The following is a 16,419-nucleotide window of genomic DNA, read 5'->3' as shown; positions in this document are numbered from 1 at the left end:
TCACTTATGCTTGCCGTTCAAAAGACTTTTCGAGACGCGCCAGGCTGCCTGCAAGGCTTCCGTCATACAGCGTGTTGCCGATGACCACTCTTGCGCCGCCCAGTACGCTCTTGTCCACTACGTTGCGGACCGTGATTTTCTTGCCCGTCAAAATGCCGAAACGCTCGGCTGCGGCTGCTTCTTCCGCTGCCGTCAGAGGAAAAGCACTATAAACGACCGCTTCGGCTACGCCGAGCGCATCGTTCGAAATACGTTCGTAACTCTCGCGCAGTTCGCTGAACAATCCCGTCCGGCCGCGTTCGATCAACAGGTCTACCGTACGGATCACCGGAACGGATACGCGACCTTCGAAAACGCTGTTCAGCGCCTTTTTCTTATCTTCCGTAGATACACCGGGCGAAGATACGAACTCCCGCAAATCCGCGTTGGAAGCGAACACTTCGGCCAACGCTTTCAGTTCGGCCTGCGTTTCGGCAACTTTGCCTTCGGCAAACGTGACTTCAAACAGAGCACGGGCGTATCGTTTGGCAACCTTTACGTCCCGGCTCATGATTTCGTCCCTACGTCTTTCAGGTACTGGTCAACAAGGCCTTCGTTCGCTTTCTCGTCGATCTCTTTCTCGATGAGCTTGGAAGCGATTTGTACCGATACGCGACCGACTTCGCCGCGAAGGGCAGCCATGGCTTTGTTCTTCTCGCTGTCGATATCGCGGATCGCTTCGTCTTTCATGCGAGCCGTTTCTTCCTTGGCTTGCGCAATCAGCGCATCGGCCTGCTTGCCGCTCGTCTGTCTCGATTGCTCAAGAATTTCGTAAGCTTCCTGACGCGCTTGCTGCAGCGCTTCTTTTTGCTGTTCGACGTAAGCCGCGGCTTCGCTGCGAGTTTCCGCCGCCTCGTTTAATTGACTGAGCACCAACTCGCGACGCTTTTCCATTACCGACATCAAAGGTCCGAAGGCGTAGCGGTTAAGCAGGAAGTACAGAACGAGAAAAGAAACTAGCGTTACAATCGTAGAGGTCCATACAAAATGCACTTAAGTCACTCCTTTCCGGGTTTTTCAGGCTATGCATGTCTTGATATTTCGCGCGTTGCGCGAGAGCGACACCGCGGCGTCGCACCCGAAACGCGTCCATTTCAAAAAGAAGGCGCGGAGGCTGCTGCCATCCCCGCCGTGTTTTTAACTTAAGCTGCCGCCCAGAACAGGAACGCCAGTACGACACCGATGATCGGAATAGCTTCGACCAGACCTACGCCGATGAACATAGTCGTTTGCAGTGTGGATTTCGCTTCCGGTTGACGAGCGATACCCTCTACCGTTTTGCTGATGATCATACCGTTACCGATACCCGCGCCGAATGCGCCCAAGCCAACTGCGATTGCAGCCGCGATAAATGCTAATGGTCCCATTGAATGTAATCCTCCTCAATTTTGTGTTGCTAAAATATATAGTCTGCCTGAATCGCTTCCGCTTGGAATGGATCGGGCTTGAGACTCGCTTGCGACAACGCTACTTCGTTAACGATCATTCGCTAACAAGCGGCTAATGGTCTTCGTGCTTGACGATCTTCTGGGATATGTAAACCATAGCCAGAATCATAAAGACAAAGGCTTGAATCGCGCCGATGAAGATACTGAATCCTTGCCAGATCATCATCATCGGAATCGAAGCGACCAGACCGACCGCGCCGACTGCGCTTAGCTTAAGAATAACTGCGATCAGAACTTCGCCTGCGAAGATATTGCCGTATAGACGCATACCGTGCGTGAGCAAACTCGAGAACTGCTCGATCAAGTTAATCGGAAGGAATACCGGATAAGGCTCCAGGTAGTGCTTGAAGTAGCCTTTCGTATTCTTCGTCATTCCTTGGAAGTGAACGACCAGGAACACGATCGCTGCGAGAGTCATTGTTACGGAAACGTCAGCAGTAGGCGATTTCCAGAACGCGACCTCGACGTGCGGATGTGCGTTGCCGGCAGCTGCAGCCGTGTTGAAAGCTTCAACAGCGGTTGTAATCGGCTGACCGAAGATCGTTGCGTCCGCCGCGCTATCGTAACCCATCACGATACCGAACGGAAGGCCCAGCATGTTGCTTACAAAGATGAACATAATCAGCGTGATCGCCAATCCGATATACGGACGGCCATGCTTCAAGTCCATCGTGCTCGCGATCTGGTTTTGTACGAATTCGACCACCCACTCCATAAAGTTCTGAAGTTTGCCCGGGTTTTCCACGGACAAGTTCCGGGTTGCCACTTTTGCAAGAACAAAAACGATGATACAGCTGACAATCATCGGAATAATGATCGAAAGGTCTAGCGGAATACCGTAAAGCTCTATGACGGGAGCTTCATGCATCTTTTTCACCCCTTTCTCCGGTTAGCTGTTCTACTTCTTCTCTCCGCTCTGCAAAACGGGCCATCTCGGCCTGGCTTTCTTTGCGGTTTATGAATATCCCCACGATCAAAAGAATGAACGGGGCGGCTACCATACTGGCTAAAAGCGCCTGAAGATTAATCTCGCGCGGAAACTCGATCGCGACGACGATGCCGCCGACCGCAGCAAGCGCGCGCCAGACAAAACCGATTCCTCCGCGGACTCTTCGACCTTCCGCAGCGGCGTCAGTCATTCTTCTGACCTTGTACAGCAAGAAATAAGAACTCAAGCAGCTGATGCTGAGCCCCAGAATCAAGCCCATAAGAACAGGATGATGATGCGGAGCGATCAACATCCATACCGCACCGATTGCGAGCAATACATAGGTAATGCGAGTCAACCAACGCATATACCTGGTTAATTCATTCATCGCTTCCCTCCAAGACTTTACGGATGACAGCAACCACACCGAGCATACCCAGAACCAGACCGGCAAGCACGCCGATGCCGACCCACAGGCCGGAACCGCCAAACTTTTCGTCGATCCAACGTCCGAGGAAAACTCCAATCAGCGTAAAGACGGCAAGCTCGATCCCGATCGCACTTACAAGCCCGATAGCTTTCCAAGGGCCCTTATCGTTAAACGGTTTGTCCCGTTTATTCATCGGTTGTCAACCTCATAATCCCCATTCATTTTACTGAACAGTAAGAGTTATTGTCAATTCGCCGAACTTTTCCTTTTAAAGAAAAATTCTTGGAAATTTCATGGTTTTTGCAGGAGTTATGGTCACGTCTCTTCATACGTTTTGGTAGTATCCGGCGTTCCCGGAAGGTTGTGACGATTATTTGACACTACACGAAGCGCATTTGTGAAAGCGTATCAACCGTACAGCTATACTGTATACTGTTTACCTAGTCAATCACAATGCAACTTCGCTTTAAATTGTGTCCATTGTGTGAAATTCTTCTGGACGACCTTGTTTAAAACCGAAACTGTGCAGAATCGCATTGACAATTCGTTGCGACGCTTTGCCATCTCCGTACGGGTTGGCGGCCCGGCTCATGGAATCGTACAAAGTAGAGTCGCTGAGCAGCGCTTGGGTCCGTGCATACACCTTCTCTTCTTCCGTTCCCACCAATTCAAGCGTTCCCGCTTCGATTCCTTCCGGCCGTTCGGTCGTATCGCGCAGAACGAGTACAGGAACCCCGAAGGAAGGCGCCTCTTCCTGCATGCCGCCGGAATCGGTCAGAATCATGTGGGTATGCGGATAAAAATTATGCAGATCCACGACGTCGAGCGGATCGATCAGCGAGATGCGCGGATGACCGCCGAGGATTTCGTGAGCCGGCTCTTTGACAGCGGGACTCGGATGAACGGGATACACGATCGCCACGTCTTCGAACTCGTCGGCAATCCTTTTCACCGCGCGGAAAATGTTGCGGTGCGGCTCGCCCTGCGACTCGCGGCGGTGCGCCGTCATCAGGATCAGTCGTTTCCCCTTGGCCCAATCCAATACCGGATGGGTGTAATCGGGCCGCACGGTATATTGAAACACATCCGTAACGGTGTTGCCTGTGACAAAAACGCTTGACTTTGACTTGTTCTCCTGCGCAAGATTCCCGGCCGACCAAGAGGTCGGCGCAAAATGCAGATCGGCCAAAACGCCGGTCAGCTGACGGTTCATTTCTTCCGGGTACGGCGAAAGCTTGTTCCACGTACGCAGTCCGGCTTCCACGTGTCCGACTTTGATCTGCTGCATGAATGCCGAGTAGCTGGCCAGGAAGGTAGTCAGCGTATCGCCGTGCACCAGCACGATGTCCGGCTGCGCCTCGCGCAGTACCGGCTCCAGTCCCTGCAGCACGCGAATCGAAATCTCGTTCAGCGTCTGGCGGTCTTTCATGACGTCCAGATCGTAATCCGGCGTGATCTTGAATACTTCAAGCACCTGGTCCAACATCTGACGATGCTGCGCCGTAACGCATACAATGGATTCGATCTCTTCCGGGTGCTTTTCCAGTTCAAGAATTAACGGAGCCATCTTGATCGCTTCCGGACGCACGCCGAAGATGGTCATGACTTTGATCTTCTTCATCAGTATATTCTCTCACCTTTCCGTTCGTGATCCGGTCTTTTCGAAGCCGGAACGATAAGCGCCCGATTTAATTCCTTCATTAAATAAAGCGCTTTTTTAACTTCGTTCCCCAAACCGTTCCAGTTAGTACATTATCAACTCTTAATCATAGGATTATGTTCGCTGGAAACCCACACGTTTTAGGTGGGTTTCCGTTGGAGACTTCGTACACGGGTTAGGTACGAAATCTCGAGGGGCGTATCCTAACCTCTTAAGCGGTCAAGGTACCGAGTTCCAATTTCTTACTTCGTACCGTACAGACGGTCGCCGGCATCGCCGAGTCCCGGAACGATATAGCCGTGGTCGTCGAGCTTCTCGTCCAGTGCAGCCACATAGATGTCCACATCCGGGTGAGCATCCTGAACGGCCTTCACGCCTTCCGGCGCAGCGATCAGGTTCATCATCTTGATTTGCGTGCAGCCGCGTTTTTTGAGCACGTCGATTGCCGCAATCGCGGAACCGCCCGTCGCGAGCATCGGATCGATGACGATCAGTTCGCGCTCTTGCACGTCCGTCGGCAGCTTCACGTAATACTCGACCGGTTGGAGCGTGTGCGGATCGCGGAACAGACCCACGTGTCCGACTTTTGCCGCCGGAAGCAGTTTCAATACGCCGTCGAGCATGCCCAGGCCTGCGCGCAGGATCGGAACCAGACCCAACATGCGACCGGAGATCACTTTACCCTCGGTTTGGGTTACCGGAGTTTCCACCGGAATCGATTCGAGCGGAACTTCGCGCGTAATCTCGTACGCCATCAGCGTCGCGACTTCGTCGACCAATTCCCTGAAGTCTTTCGTGTTCGTGTTTACGTCTCGGATAAAAGTCAGTTTGTGCTGGATCAGCGGATGATCGCAAATCACCAGTTTACTCATAAGGTTCGTCCCTCCGTACCATGTTCGGCTTCTCCAATAGAAGTCCGTTATTCGGGTAATTCGTCTCGAATTCCGCGTCGGGTACGCCTCTTTCCGTCACCAAGGTTGATGCAGAATGCGGCGCACCGTAAATCTTGTCCATTATAGCATTAGAAAGGCCCTCTTGCACCCGCCGTAAACGGACCGACACAAAATAGGGCAGCTCTTTTTCCATATTTTCCTTCCATATAAAAAGCCCTCAGCCAAAATGCCGACTGAGAGCGTTACGCAAGTCCCACTCCATGGAATAAGCTTGCCTTATCTGACCTTGAGATTATCGTACGAGGCCTGCATATTATCGAGCAATTGTTCTCTGGTATCCCGTCCCGCGATATACGATTGCATCAAGCTGGCGTAATCCTGCGGCGTGCCGATCGGCAGCTGTTGGAAGTACCAGTTGAGCGCTTTGCCGTCCGCGATATAGGTTGTAAGATCTCCGCCGAGCGGTCCGATGTCTTCCGCCGCCGCTTCGATATTGTTGAACGCCGGGATGAACTGGAACTTCTCGGTGAGGAACTGCTGTCCTTCGGGCGTTCCCGCCATCCATTGCAGCAGCTCTTTCGCTTCTTCTTTGACCGGCGAATTTTTGTTGATGACCCAGTACGTCGGCACGCCCACGAACAGCTTGTCGTTAGCTTCGGCATCGTCGCTGATCGGCATCGGCATCATCCCCACGTTGAGATCGGGATTGATCCCGTCGAGCGTCGGCTGCACCCAGTTGCCCTGCTGCGTCATCGCGGCCTGACCGTTGGCGAACGTGGACATTTGCGTATTGTAGTCCGTCGTCAGCGGGTTGGCATTGCCGTACTTAAGCGTAAGATCGAGCAGGTCCAACCAGCCGTCGAAAATTTCGTTGCTCGCCATATCCGCGTTTCCTTCGTCCAGCGCCTGCATGAAGGCTTCCGGATCATCCTGGCGGGCAAACGGCACGTTCACGTTATGGTTGCCCAGCACCCACCATTCCGCATAAGCGTTCACGAACGGCGTGTAGCCGGCGTCCTGAATTTTTTGCGCGGCCGCTTCCAACTCGGATAACGTCTTGGGAACTTCGGTCACGCCCGCTTCCTCGAAAATGTCTTTGTTGTACAAGAACCCGTAACCCTCATAATTCAGCGGAAAACCGTACAGCTTCCCGTCCGCGCTCATCGGATCTTTGGCCACCTGGTCCATGTTCTCCGTCCACGGCTGATCCGATAAATCCTCCAAATACTCCAGCCACAGATCTCGTTCCTGGAACCCGCCGATCGTGAAAATATCAGGCTGGGCCCCCGCGGAAAAACGGGACTTCAGCGAAGCCGCATAGTCCGTGCCGCCGCCGACCGATTGGATATTCAGCACGACGCCCGGGTGGGACGATTCGTACAGTTCTTTCATTTCCTGAAGCTGATCCGAAATCTCGACTTTGCCCTGATAAATGTTAATGATTTTTTGCCCGGATTCGCCCGCGCTGCCGCCCTGCGTACAGCCTGAAAGCACGGCTGCGGCGGTCAGGATCAAGGCAGGCAGCATCATAAGTTTTTTCCCGAACATACGACTCTCCCCCTTACCCTTTCACGGCGCCCGCCGCAATGCCGGACACGATGTATTTTTGCATAGCCAGGAAAAAGATGATGACCGGAGCGATCCCCAGCACCAGTGCCGGAAGCGCCAAGTCCCACTGCTTCGTATATTGACCGAATAGCATGTACGTCGCGATCGGAATCGTCTGCAAACTTTCGCTTGTCAGCATGAGCGACGGCAGCAGGTAATCGTTCCAGATCCAAAGGGTATTCAAGATGATGATCGTCACGTACATCGGGCGCATCATCGGATACACGATACGGAAAAAGACGCCGTACGTACCTGAACCGTCCACCCGCGCCGCCTGCTCGATTTCGAGCGGAATCGATTTCATGCTGCCGTGGAAAAGGAATACCGACAGCGGAGCGCCGAAGCCCAAATAAGCGATAATCAAACCGATCAGGCTGTCGCTGAGTCCGATCCGGCTCGTCACGTCCGTAAGCGGGAGCATGATCGATTGGAACGGAATGACCATCGCGGCCACGAACAAGGCAAGCAGCGCTTTGTTGAACTTCGTGTTATGCCGCACCATCTGATAAGCCGTCATCGAGCTGAGCAGCACCAGCAGCAGGTTGCTCACGACCGTAATGATCAGCGAGTTTTTAAAAGCGGACGGAAAATTGATCGCCTCCCAGCCCGACTTGTAGTTGGACCATTGCAGCGTGCTCGGCAGCGCCGCCGCATCCGACAAAATTTCGCCGAACGTTTTCAGCGAGTTGGAGATCAGGAAGTAGAACGGCACCAGGAACAGCAGGCCGATCACAATAAGCACGATTTCGAGAATCAATGTGGGAATGCGGTATCTCGTATCTTGTTCCATTAAGCTTCAACCTCCCTGCGTTTGGTCGCCCGTACTTGAAGAGCCGTGATGATCGCGACGATGACGAAGAAGATGACGGCCTTGGCCGTGCCCAATCCGAGTCGGCTGTTCGTGAACGCTTCGCGGTAAATATCGAGCGCCACCGAACGGGTCGCGTTGAACGGTCCGCCGTTGGTCAGCGCCAGGTTCAAGTCGAACATTTTAAAGGACCAGGAGATCGCGAGGAACAAGCAGACGGTAACGGCGGGCATGATCAGCGGCACGATGATTTTCCAAAGTACTTGGCTGCGGTTCGCTCCGTCGATCTGCGCCGATTCCAACACGTCCTTGGACACATTGCCGAGCGACGCGATATAGATGACCATCAGATAACCGGCATACTGCCAAATGAACACGATCACGATGCCCCAGAATGCGGTCGGTTCGTCGCCCAGCCACGGCAGATTGAAGAATGACCAGCCCGTTGCTTCCCCGATCGCCGCGAATCCGCGCACGAAGATGAACTGCCAAATAAATCCGAGCAGCAGGCCTCCGATCATGTTGGGCATGAAAAAGACAGTCCGCAGAACGTTTTTGCTTTTCAACGGCTTGGTCAAGAAATACGCCAGGAAAAATCCGAGCAGATTCGCGCCGATCACGGCAACGACCGTAAACCTTACCGTAAACCAGAACGAATTGCGGAACTCGGGGTCCGACGTAAAAATATGTACGTAGTTGCTGAAGCCCACGAACTCGACGCTGGTTGATACTCCGTTCCAGTTGGTCATGGAGTAGTAAACACCGAGCAAGAACGGCACCAGGACGATTAACGTGAAAAAGATCGTCGTCGGGCCCACGAAAACGAGCTGCTGCGAAAGTTGCGAAAGTTTTTTGCGGCTCAACCGTATCCTCTCCCTCTGCTTTTTTAGATACCTGAAAGATTAAAGCGATTGCAAAACGTAATGGTTATATACCCGATTTTGGCTGCTGTCTGTCACACATCCTGAAATTACCAGAAACATTCAGGGAAAGAGTTGCATTTTTTGCGCGTTGTCGGGTAAGTTACATTTGTGCGGGAAGACAGAAGACTCCGAAAGAAATGCAGTTCAAAACGCTGTCTCACTCGGAAAATGGATCGGATTTAAATAAGGAATTTTCCGAGTTCAAAGGCGTCTTTCACTGAGTTTCTCTCTCCGCTTTCTGTCTTCCAGTTACGTTGAAGTTGTTCGACACGTTGAATAGCGATTACAGACGCATAACAGCGTTTCCTACCTGCTCGCATTGAGTAGACAGGTTTTTCGACAATACAAAAAAGTCGCCTTAAAACCGATGTACGGCTTTAAGGCGACTTTATGCGGTCAGGTGCGCAATAGTGCGAAAATATTAGTATTGCAGGCTAGGATACAGCGGGAAGCGGTCGGTCAGTTCTTTGACGTTAGCGCGCGCTTTGTCCAGAACGGCTTCGTCTTTCGGTGCTTTCAGCACGGAAGCGATGATCTGTCCGATCGACTTCATCGCGTCTTGGTCCATGCCGCGGGAAGTCGCGGCCGGCGTACCCAGACGGATGCCGCTCGTGATGAACGGGCTTGTCGTGTCGAACGGAATCGCGTTTTTGTTGACCGTGATGCCGACGGAGTCGAGGACATGCTCCGCTTCTTTACCCGTGATGCCTACGCCGCGCGTGTCGACCAGCATCAAGTGGTTGTCCGTACCGCCGGATACGATGTTGATGCCTTCGCCGATCAACGTGTCCGCCAATACGCGGGCATTGTCGATCACGTTCTGTGCGTACACTTTGAACGACGGGTCAAGCGCTTCGCCGAAAGCAACGGCTTTCGAAGCGATCACGTGCATCAGAGGTCCGCCTTGCGTACCCGGGAACATCGCTTTGTCGATCGCTTGCGCCCAAGGTTGTTTACACATAATCATGCCGCCGCGCGGTCCGCGAAGCGTTTTATGCGTCGTTGTCGTTACGAAGTGTGCATGCGGAACCGGCGACGGGTGCAGACCCGCAGCGACCAGACCCGCGATATGCGCCATGTCGACCATGAACAATGCGCCGACGTCGTTTGCGATCGAAGCCAGTGCTTCGAAATCGATCGTACGCGGATACGCGCTTGCACCGGCAACGAGCATGCGGGGGCGGTGTTTGAAAGCCGCTTTGCGCACGTCGTCATAATCGATACGGAAGTTGTCTTCGCGCACGCCGTAAGCCACGAAGTTATACAGGATACCCGAAGCGTTAACCGGGCTGCCGTGCGTCAAGTGACCGCCGTGCGCCAAGTTCATGCCCAGAACGGTATCGCCTGCTTTGAGTGCTGCCAGATATACGCCCAGGTTGGCTTGCGCGCCGGAGTGAGGCTGCACGTTGACATGCTCTGCGCCGAACAGTTCTTTTGCACGGTCGCGCGCCAGATCTTCAACGACGTCGACATGCTCGCAGCCGCCGTAGTAACGTTTGCCCGGGTAACCTTCTGCGTATTTATTGGTCAGGACCGAGCCCATGGCTTCGATAACCGCTTCGCTCACGATATTCTCGGATGCGATCAGCTCGATGTTGGCTTTTTGACGGTCCAGTTCCAGTCCCATTGCTTTAAGTACGGCCGGGTCGCTTTTTCTCAAGTTTTCCATGTTAACGTATTCCTCCCTGGGTTTAAAAAATGTCGTCACTCGCAAAAAGTTGAATCTTCGTTCTCCGCCAAACGGTAGACCGCTCGCTCCCCGCCGATCAGCGGAGGACGGGTCAACGCGGCGTTCACTCGGGCTTCGCCGATCTGTCTGACCGACAGTCGAAGCGGAACCGCTACACGGCGCAAATGCATCCCGATCAGCGTCTCGCCGATGTCCAGACCCGCATGAGCCTCGATACTCTCGGCCAGCGCAGGCTCCTGCATGTCGCGATACGCTGCGGAAGCCATCGAACCGCCTGCTTTGGGTACCGGCACGGCCGATACTTCACGCAGATTGAGTCGCTCCAGCAGCGAACGCTCGACCACAAGTGCGCGATTGAGATGTTCGCAGCATTGGTAGGCCACATCGAAACCAAACTCTTGCTGAACCTCGCGAATGCCCGCCAGCAGCGATTGGGCGACTTCGAGTGCTCCCGAAGTTCCGATCCGCCGGCCTGCCACTTCGCTTGTGCTGGTGCCGACCACCAGAACCTTGCCCGGCTTCAGTCCAGCAGTCTCCGCCAATTCACGTACCGCAAGCGTTACCTGAAGGCGAATCGAATTCTCGTGTTCCTGCTTCATCTCCGTCACTCCTTCGCTAATTGCCGTTAAGAATTTCCTCTATCGATCATAACGCCGAAATCGCTCAAAGGAAAGAGAGTAGGCGGAGCGGAACGTTGATTAAAAAAACAAAAAGAGCGACCGCGCGCGTAAAAACGCGCGAAGCTGCTCTTTGCCCAGGCGACCGGCCGATTACTCCGGTGCTCCATCGTGGTTGAACCCACATTCGTCGCCAGTTACACCGGATCTGCAATTTCCCCTTCATCATAAGACAACAAAGGGCAAAAATCAACTTAAATTCGTGCAAAATACGGACAAACAATGGGAAGCATTTCACAGACGTTCGGTAATGCTGCAAAAGCTCGGCTAATGACTTCTATATCCTTTAGAAGCCCAAATCAACCCTCTTCGGGATTTTAACGGATCGTATTGCCGTTAGATGCTCATTCCCCTGCTTTCCCCCCGAAATCCGGCCATTTTTCACGCTAAGCGTCGTCTCGTTCCGTTAAGTGCACCAAATCCCGGTCCTCGAAAATCCTTGCTCGCCCATTTCTGATCTGCGCCGATTACTTCTCTGATTTCGTATGCACGCACACTCCGCTACGCGCTGCGCAAAAAGCCGCCTGCACCGAAATCGGCAGGCGGCTCGCTATATGTTCTGACTATGCTTTTACGCTTACCCGATGTTCTCCAGCTTATCCAGCAATCGATCCAGCGCCGTCCGAATCTCGGCCGCCGTCGCTTCGTAGTCATCTCGCGAACCGCCGAACGGGTCGGAGATATCGAAGATCGGAATACGCTGGCGCAGCTCGATCATCCGCTGGCGCACGGTCGCGTCCACGGCTTCGCCGAGCGCGCGCGACAACTCGGCCGATGCCGTTAAGCTATCCAACTCTTCCAGGTCGGCCAACACCTCAGGATCATTTTCCACGTATTCCTTCAAGGTGTAGACACGCTCGAATGCTTCGGGAAAATAACTCAGTACATGGCTTTTGTGCGATCCGGTTAGCGTCAGAATCAAATCCGCCCATTCCACCAAATCCCGGTCCAACGGGGAAGAGGTCAAACGATCGTTGATGCTATGGTCGCGCAGCACGCCCTCCGCATGGCGGGAGATCGGCACGCCCCACGATGCTGCCACGCCGGCCGAGCGAACATCCACATCCACGCCGCGTTCCCGCGCCATCTGGCGCAGCAAACCTTCAGCCATCGGACTCCGGCAAGTGTTACCCGTGCATACGAATAAAATATGTTTCAAGCGAACCGTCTCCTTTGCGTAAAAGTGTTTTTAAATTAAACCCGGTGAATGCGTCCGCCAGCCGCTTTGCTCATCCGGTTCATAATCGCCAAGCCGATGCCTTCTTCCGAGCAGCCTTCGGCCAGCATATACGTGGTACCTGACTCGTCGAATTGCCGCAAAGCCGCGTATAACCGGGAAGCCGCTTCGCGCAGATCATGTTTGCTGCCGAGAGACAAGGCGACATCGGCCCCTTTTTCGTAACAAGCCAAATGCTCGTCAAACACCAATACGCCTGTCTTCTCTCCGCGTACTCGCGCAGCGGCAAGACGCTCGCGAATTCCCTTTTTCACCTGATCGTCCGAACCGATTACGATCTCAAGTTGTCCGCTCGGCGCGTAATGCGTATATTTCATCCCCGGCGAACGAGGAGCTTCTTCCGTCGTGCCGCCTTGCGTAACATCATCCCGTAATTCACTGCGGAGTTCGGCGTTGTGCGATCCGGCTTCAGTCGGCGATGATTGCATGGGTTCTGCCTCGGCCATGACCGCCTCCGGATCAAGGTCTGCTCCGTGGTCGGCGGACACTTGATTAACCGGAGCATCAAGAACCTGAATTAGTTCATCGACCGATACGCCACCCGGGCGAAGCACGGTCGCGCCGCCGAGCGCATTCGTCCGTACCACGGTCGATTCCACGCCGACTCCTGCCGGACCGCCATCCACGATCCCGTCGATGCGACCGTTCAGATCCTCCCACACATGGGAAGCAAGCGTGGGACTCGGCCGGCCGGAACGATTGGCGCTCGGTGCCGCAAGCGGACAGCCGGAAGCTCGGATCAATTCCAAAGCAACCGGATGATCCGGCATACGAACCGCGACCGTGTCCAAGCCGGCTGTAACCTTGGGAGATAAAGCCTCAGCACGGACCGGCAACACCAGCGTCAGCGGTCCCGGCCAAAAAGCAGCCATCAACTTTTCGTCGGCTTCGGATACTTCTGCTGCAAACGCGTCCAGCTCCGAACGATTCGCGATGTGCACGATCAGCGGATTATCCGAAGGACGGCCTTTGGCTGCGAAAATTCCGGCTACAGCATCCGTGTTTCGGGCATCGGCGCCTAGTCCGTAGACGGTTTCGGTCGGAAAAGCGATGAGTTTACCGTCGGCGAGCATGGCAGCGGCTTCTCGAACGGACGCATTCCCCAAAACATTTCGAGCATTGTTCCCCGTGGAACCCTGCTCGCCAAGTTCCCAGATCTGCGTATCGATGCGTTCTTGCATGCCTTTGACCCCTCTCGCTTTACATCACTTACTTTTTTCCCTCGAAGCTCTAGCCCGGCCTAATCCTAACGAAGGCCACTTGAAGCCTCGAGACTTGTATTCTGCTTCTTTGCCCAACTCATCCAGATGGTCTGTTTGCAATCGATCCTCCATCTTGATGGCTTCCTGATTATGCACATGAATACTCATGACGATTCCCATACTTGCCATATTGATCAGCAATGACGTTCCGCCGTAACTGATAAACGGAAGCGTGATTCCCGTAATAGGCATAATGCCGATATTCATGCCGATATTTTCAAAAATTTGATACAGGAACATCGCTACGATGCCTACGATGATAAAAGGACCCGACCGATCCCTGCATTCCAAAGCAATTACGATCATGCGGTGGATCAAAATGAAGTAAAGCAGTAACAAAAAAGCCATCCCTACGAAACCAAATTCCTCGCCGATCACGGTGATGATCGAATCGGCGTATGTGTAAGGAACTTTGGAAGACAAGTCGCCCGCCATATACCCTTTGCCAAGCATGCCGCCGCTCGCGATCGACTCAAGGGCACGTTCTGCATGATAGCTGTCTCCGGCCGCATCCGGCATCAAAATAGGATCCAGTCTTACCAAGTAGTGTTTTTGGCTGGGCATATGAATTTTCATGAATTCCTCGATTTCGGTACGGAAGCTGCGATATGCCGTGATGCCGCCGTACAAAACGCTTCCCGCCAGCACTCCGAAAATCAACACATGCGTATATTTGATGTTTCCTATCCATAATAAAGCTGCCAAAATGATAGCATAACAAAGCGCGTTACCCAAGTCGTTCTGGGCAATGACAATCATGAACGGAACCACCGCGACCAACACGATCGGTAAGACATCTCTCCAAAACCCAAGCTTTGCCGTTTGCTTACGAGCCAAAAATGCTCCGATTCCGATAATCAGAATCAATTTGAAAAGTTCCGCCGGCTGCACGCTGACTCCAAGCACCCGAATCCATCCGTTTGCGCCGTTGATCCCTTCGCTGCTCAGCGGACTCCATACCAACATCAATACGCCGATGCCGAAGATATACAAGTACAAAGCATACTTAACGAGCAGTCGATAGTCGACAAAAGTAATGATGAACAACGCTACGAAACCAAGCACATAATATACGGCCATCAGCGTTTCGGAGCCTGCCATTTTCGCATTGCTTCCGCTTGATACGGCGCTATGAATGACAGGAATACATATCCCAGCCAACATCAACAAAATAACTACAATCGTCCAGTCGATATTTTTGATCTTGCCCAGCATCGCCGCAGCCTCCCGCAACACGCGCCGCTTGGCCGCAGCCGCATGTCGGTTGATTCAAAGCGAATTCCCGCTTTGTCGTCGTACGCGTTCTTCGCAATCCCTCAATATCCGATCAAGCCGTTACCCGAGCATTTCTCGCCCTATCCGACTTTTTAAGCTTTCTTCGATCTTCCCATCCTCGACAACGCGCCGCGAATCGCCTGGATTCCGCCGTCATCGACTTTCGAGCCTTTGACGTCCGCGAATTCGTCGCGCACGAGGTCTTCCTTCGTGCAAGCCCGAATGCTCATCACGACGCCGATACTCGCCATATTGATCAGCAGCGACGTACCGCCGTAACTGATAAAAGGCAGCGTGATCCCCGTCAGCGGCATCAGGCCGATAAACATCCCGATATTTTCGAAAATCTGGTACATGAACATCGCCACGATCCCCACGATGATATATGACCCTACCCTGTCTTTGCACTCCAGCGCGATCACGATCATCCGGTGAATCATGATGAAGTACAGCACCAGCAGGAACGATATCCCGACGAAACCGAATTCCTCGCCGATCACGACGATAATCGAATCCGAATACGTATACGGAACAAGCGAGCCTGTCGCGTTCTGCACCATCTCGCCCTGCATGAAGCCTTGACCCAGCATGCCTCCGCCCGCGATGGCGTATTTGCCGTTTTTGGTCTGCCACGAGGCGTCGCGGCTTGCTTCGTCGGGCATCAGCCACGGATCGATGCGATCCAGCCAGTGGGCGCGGCCGAGCGTATTCGTCATAAAGTCCGAGACCTGATCATGGTAGGTGACATAAGCCTTGATTCCGCCGAACAGCAATCCTGCACCCAACACGAAAATAATCAAAGCGTGCGTGAACTTCAGGTTGCCGATCCATAACAAGCCGAGCAAAATCAACACGTAACTGAGCGCGTTGCCCAAGTCGTTTTGAATCATAACGACGGCAAAGGGAATGAACGCGACAATGCCGATCGGAATCACGTCGGCAAAAAAGCCAAGCTTTTCCTTGTTTCGTTTGGCTAAAAGAGAGGCGATCGTAATGACGAGCGCCAACTTGAACAATTCCGCCGGCTGCATGCCGATCGGTCCAAGCTTCAACCAACCTTGAGCGCCGTTTTGCGTCTGGCCGAGCGGCGTCAGCGTCAACAGCAAAAGCAGCATGCCCCCGCCGTACACGATCCAGAAATACTTCACGTACAGCCGGTAATCGACCAGAGTCATGAAGAAAATAACGCCAAAGCCTAGAATGTAATAAAAAATCATCTGTGTGTCCAGGCCCCTGAATCGATCACTCGTTGCTACGGCACTGTGCACGAGAGGAATACACATTCCCATCATGCAGAGCAGAACGATAATCAGGGTCCAATCGATATGTTTCCATTTGGTCAACATGCGGTATGGTTCCTCCGAAAAGCCTATTCAAGGCCAAATATTCCCTCTTGCGGCATGCAGGCGAACGGTATTCCGTTTCTGCCTCGGCGATGCCGCGATTAGCCTTGCGAACCGCGTCTGGGTTCCAGACTGTCGAGAAAGTTACGCTGGAGCATGAAGCCAAAAGGCTCCAAAAGAAATTCGTTCCGGTCGCGT

At 53.4% G+C, this 16,419-nt stretch carries 17 protein-coding genes and 1 riboswitch; all 17 genes read right to left on the bottom strand.

Going from position 1 to position 16,419, the window contains the following annotated elements; all coding sequences use genetic code 11:
- Nucleotides 1–4: 4 nt before the first annotated feature.
- Nucleotides 5–550 (bottom strand): F0F1 ATP synthase subunit delta, encoded by a 546-nt coding sequence (locus HRQ63_RS24295; protein WP_172247742.1) that lies wholly within the window; start codon nucleotides 548–550, stop codon nucleotides 5–7.
- Complete coding sequence (gene atpF, locus HRQ63_RS24290; RefSeq protein WP_172247741.1) at nucleotides 547–1,032, bottom strand: F0F1 ATP synthase subunit B; 486 nt, start codon at nucleotides 1,030–1,032, stop codon at nucleotides 547–549. Before atpF ends, HRQ63_RS24295 begins: the two co-directional genes overlap by 4 nt.
- A 149-nt stretch (nucleotides 1,033–1,181) precedes the next feature.
- Entirely contained in the window at nucleotides 1,182–1,406 is a 225-nt protein-coding gene (atpE, locus tag HRQ63_RS24285; RefSeq protein WP_037287105.1) for a F0F1 ATP synthase subunit C, read from the bottom strand.
- A 133-nt stretch (nucleotides 1,407–1,539) separates the two neighbouring features.
- The gene (gene atpB / locus HRQ63_RS24280) at nucleotides 1,540–2,355 is read right to left on the bottom strand and encodes a F0F1 ATP synthase subunit A (protein ID WP_037287104.1); all 816 of its coding nucleotides are present in this window, start codon (nucleotides 2,353–2,355) and stop codon (nucleotides 1,540–1,542) included.
- The gene (locus HRQ63_RS24275; protein WP_172247740.1) at nucleotides 2,348–2,803 is read right to left on the bottom strand and encodes an ATP synthase subunit I; all 456 of its coding nucleotides are present in this window, start codon (nucleotides 2,801–2,803) and stop codon (nucleotides 2,348–2,350) included. The genes atpB and HRQ63_RS24275 overlap by 8 nt, the downstream gene beginning before the upstream one ends.
- The gene (locus HRQ63_RS24270) at nucleotides 2,796–3,038 is read right to left on the bottom strand and encodes an AtpZ/AtpI family protein (RefSeq protein ID WP_172247739.1); all 243 of its coding nucleotides are present in this window, start codon (nucleotides 3,036–3,038) and stop codon (nucleotides 2,796–2,798) included. Before HRQ63_RS24270 ends, HRQ63_RS24275 begins: the two co-directional genes overlap by 8 nt.
- 273 nt (nucleotides 3,039–3,311) lie before the next feature.
- On the bottom strand, nucleotides 3,312–4,466 hold the full coding sequence (wecB, locus tag HRQ63_RS24265) for a non-hydrolyzing UDP-N-acetylglucosamine 2-epimerase (protein ID WP_172247738.1): 1,155 nt from the start codon (nucleotides 4,464–4,466) through the stop codon (nucleotides 3,312–3,314).
- Nucleotides 4,467–4,747: 281 nt separating this feature from the next.
- The gene (gene upp / locus HRQ63_RS24260) at nucleotides 4,748–5,377 is read right to left on the bottom strand and encodes a uracil phosphoribosyltransferase (RefSeq protein ID WP_172247737.1); all 630 of its coding nucleotides are present in this window, start codon (nucleotides 5,375–5,377) and stop codon (nucleotides 4,748–4,750) included.
- A gap of 297 nt (nucleotides 5,378–5,674) precedes the next feature.
- On the bottom strand, nucleotides 5,675–6,946 hold the full coding sequence (locus HRQ63_RS24255) for an ABC transporter substrate-binding protein (RefSeq protein ID WP_172247736.1): 1,272 nt from the start codon (nucleotides 6,944–6,946) through the stop codon (nucleotides 5,675–5,677).
- Between the two features lie 13 nt (nucleotides 6,947–6,959).
- Nucleotides 6,960–7,796, bottom strand: a complete 837-nt coding sequence (locus HRQ63_RS24250; RefSeq protein ID WP_172247735.1) for a carbohydrate ABC transporter permease — start codon at nucleotides 7,794–7,796, stop codon at nucleotides 6,960–6,962.
- Nucleotides 7,796–8,677: a carbohydrate ABC transporter permease gene (locus HRQ63_RS24245; protein ID WP_172247734.1), complete on the bottom strand. Its 882-nt coding sequence runs from the start codon at nucleotides 8,675–8,677 to the stop codon at nucleotides 7,796–7,798. Before HRQ63_RS24245 ends, HRQ63_RS24250 begins: the two co-directional genes overlap by 1 nt.
- A 481-nt stretch (nucleotides 8,678–9,158) precedes the next feature.
- On the bottom strand, nucleotides 9,159–10,406 hold the full coding sequence (locus tag HRQ63_RS24240) for a serine hydroxymethyltransferase (protein WP_172247733.1): 1,248 nt from the start codon (nucleotides 10,404–10,406) through the stop codon (nucleotides 9,159–9,161).
- 35 nt (nucleotides 10,407–10,441) lie between these two features.
- Nucleotides 10,442–11,026 (bottom strand): TIGR01440 family protein, encoded by a 585-nt coding sequence (locus tag HRQ63_RS24235; protein WP_172247732.1) that lies wholly within the window; start codon nucleotides 11,024–11,026, stop codon nucleotides 10,442–10,444.
- Nucleotides 11,027–11,172: 146 nt separating this feature from the next.
- A riboswitch (ZMP/ZTP riboswitch) is annotated at nucleotides 11,173–11,255 on the bottom strand.
- Nucleotides 11,256–11,681: 426 nt separating this feature from the next.
- Nucleotides 11,682–12,263: a low molecular weight protein arginine phosphatase gene (locus HRQ63_RS24230; protein ID WP_172247731.1), complete on the bottom strand. Its 582-nt coding sequence runs from the start codon at nucleotides 12,261–12,263 to the stop codon at nucleotides 11,682–11,684.
- A 35-nt stretch (nucleotides 12,264–12,298) separates the two neighbouring features.
- A complete protein-coding gene (locus tag HRQ63_RS24225) occupies nucleotides 12,299–13,522 on the bottom strand; it encodes an L-threonylcarbamoyladenylate synthase (RefSeq protein WP_172247730.1) in 1,224 nt (407 codons plus the stop codon).
- Between the two features lie 24 nt (nucleotides 13,523–13,546).
- Complete coding sequence (locus tag HRQ63_RS24220) at nucleotides 13,547–14,818, bottom strand: FtsW/RodA/SpoVE family cell cycle protein (protein WP_172247729.1); 1,272 nt, start codon at nucleotides 14,816–14,818, stop codon at nucleotides 13,547–13,549.
- Nucleotides 14,819–14,970: 152 nt separating this feature from the next.
- Entirely contained in the window at nucleotides 14,971–16,224 is a 1,254-nt protein-coding gene (locus HRQ63_RS24215; RefSeq protein WP_172247728.1) for an FtsW/RodA/SpoVE family cell cycle protein, read from the bottom strand.
- Between the last annotated feature and the right edge of the window lie 195 nt (nucleotides 16,225–16,419).

It is taken from the genome of Saccharibacillus endophyticus (genome assembly GCF_013185185.1).
In the GTDB taxonomy this organism is placed as follows: Bacteria; Bacillota; Bacilli; order Paenibacillales; family Paenibacillaceae; genus Saccharibacillus; species Saccharibacillus endophyticus.
Note: the sequence above shows the minus strand (reverse complement) of the source record. Positions and strands in the feature narration are given on the sequence as shown.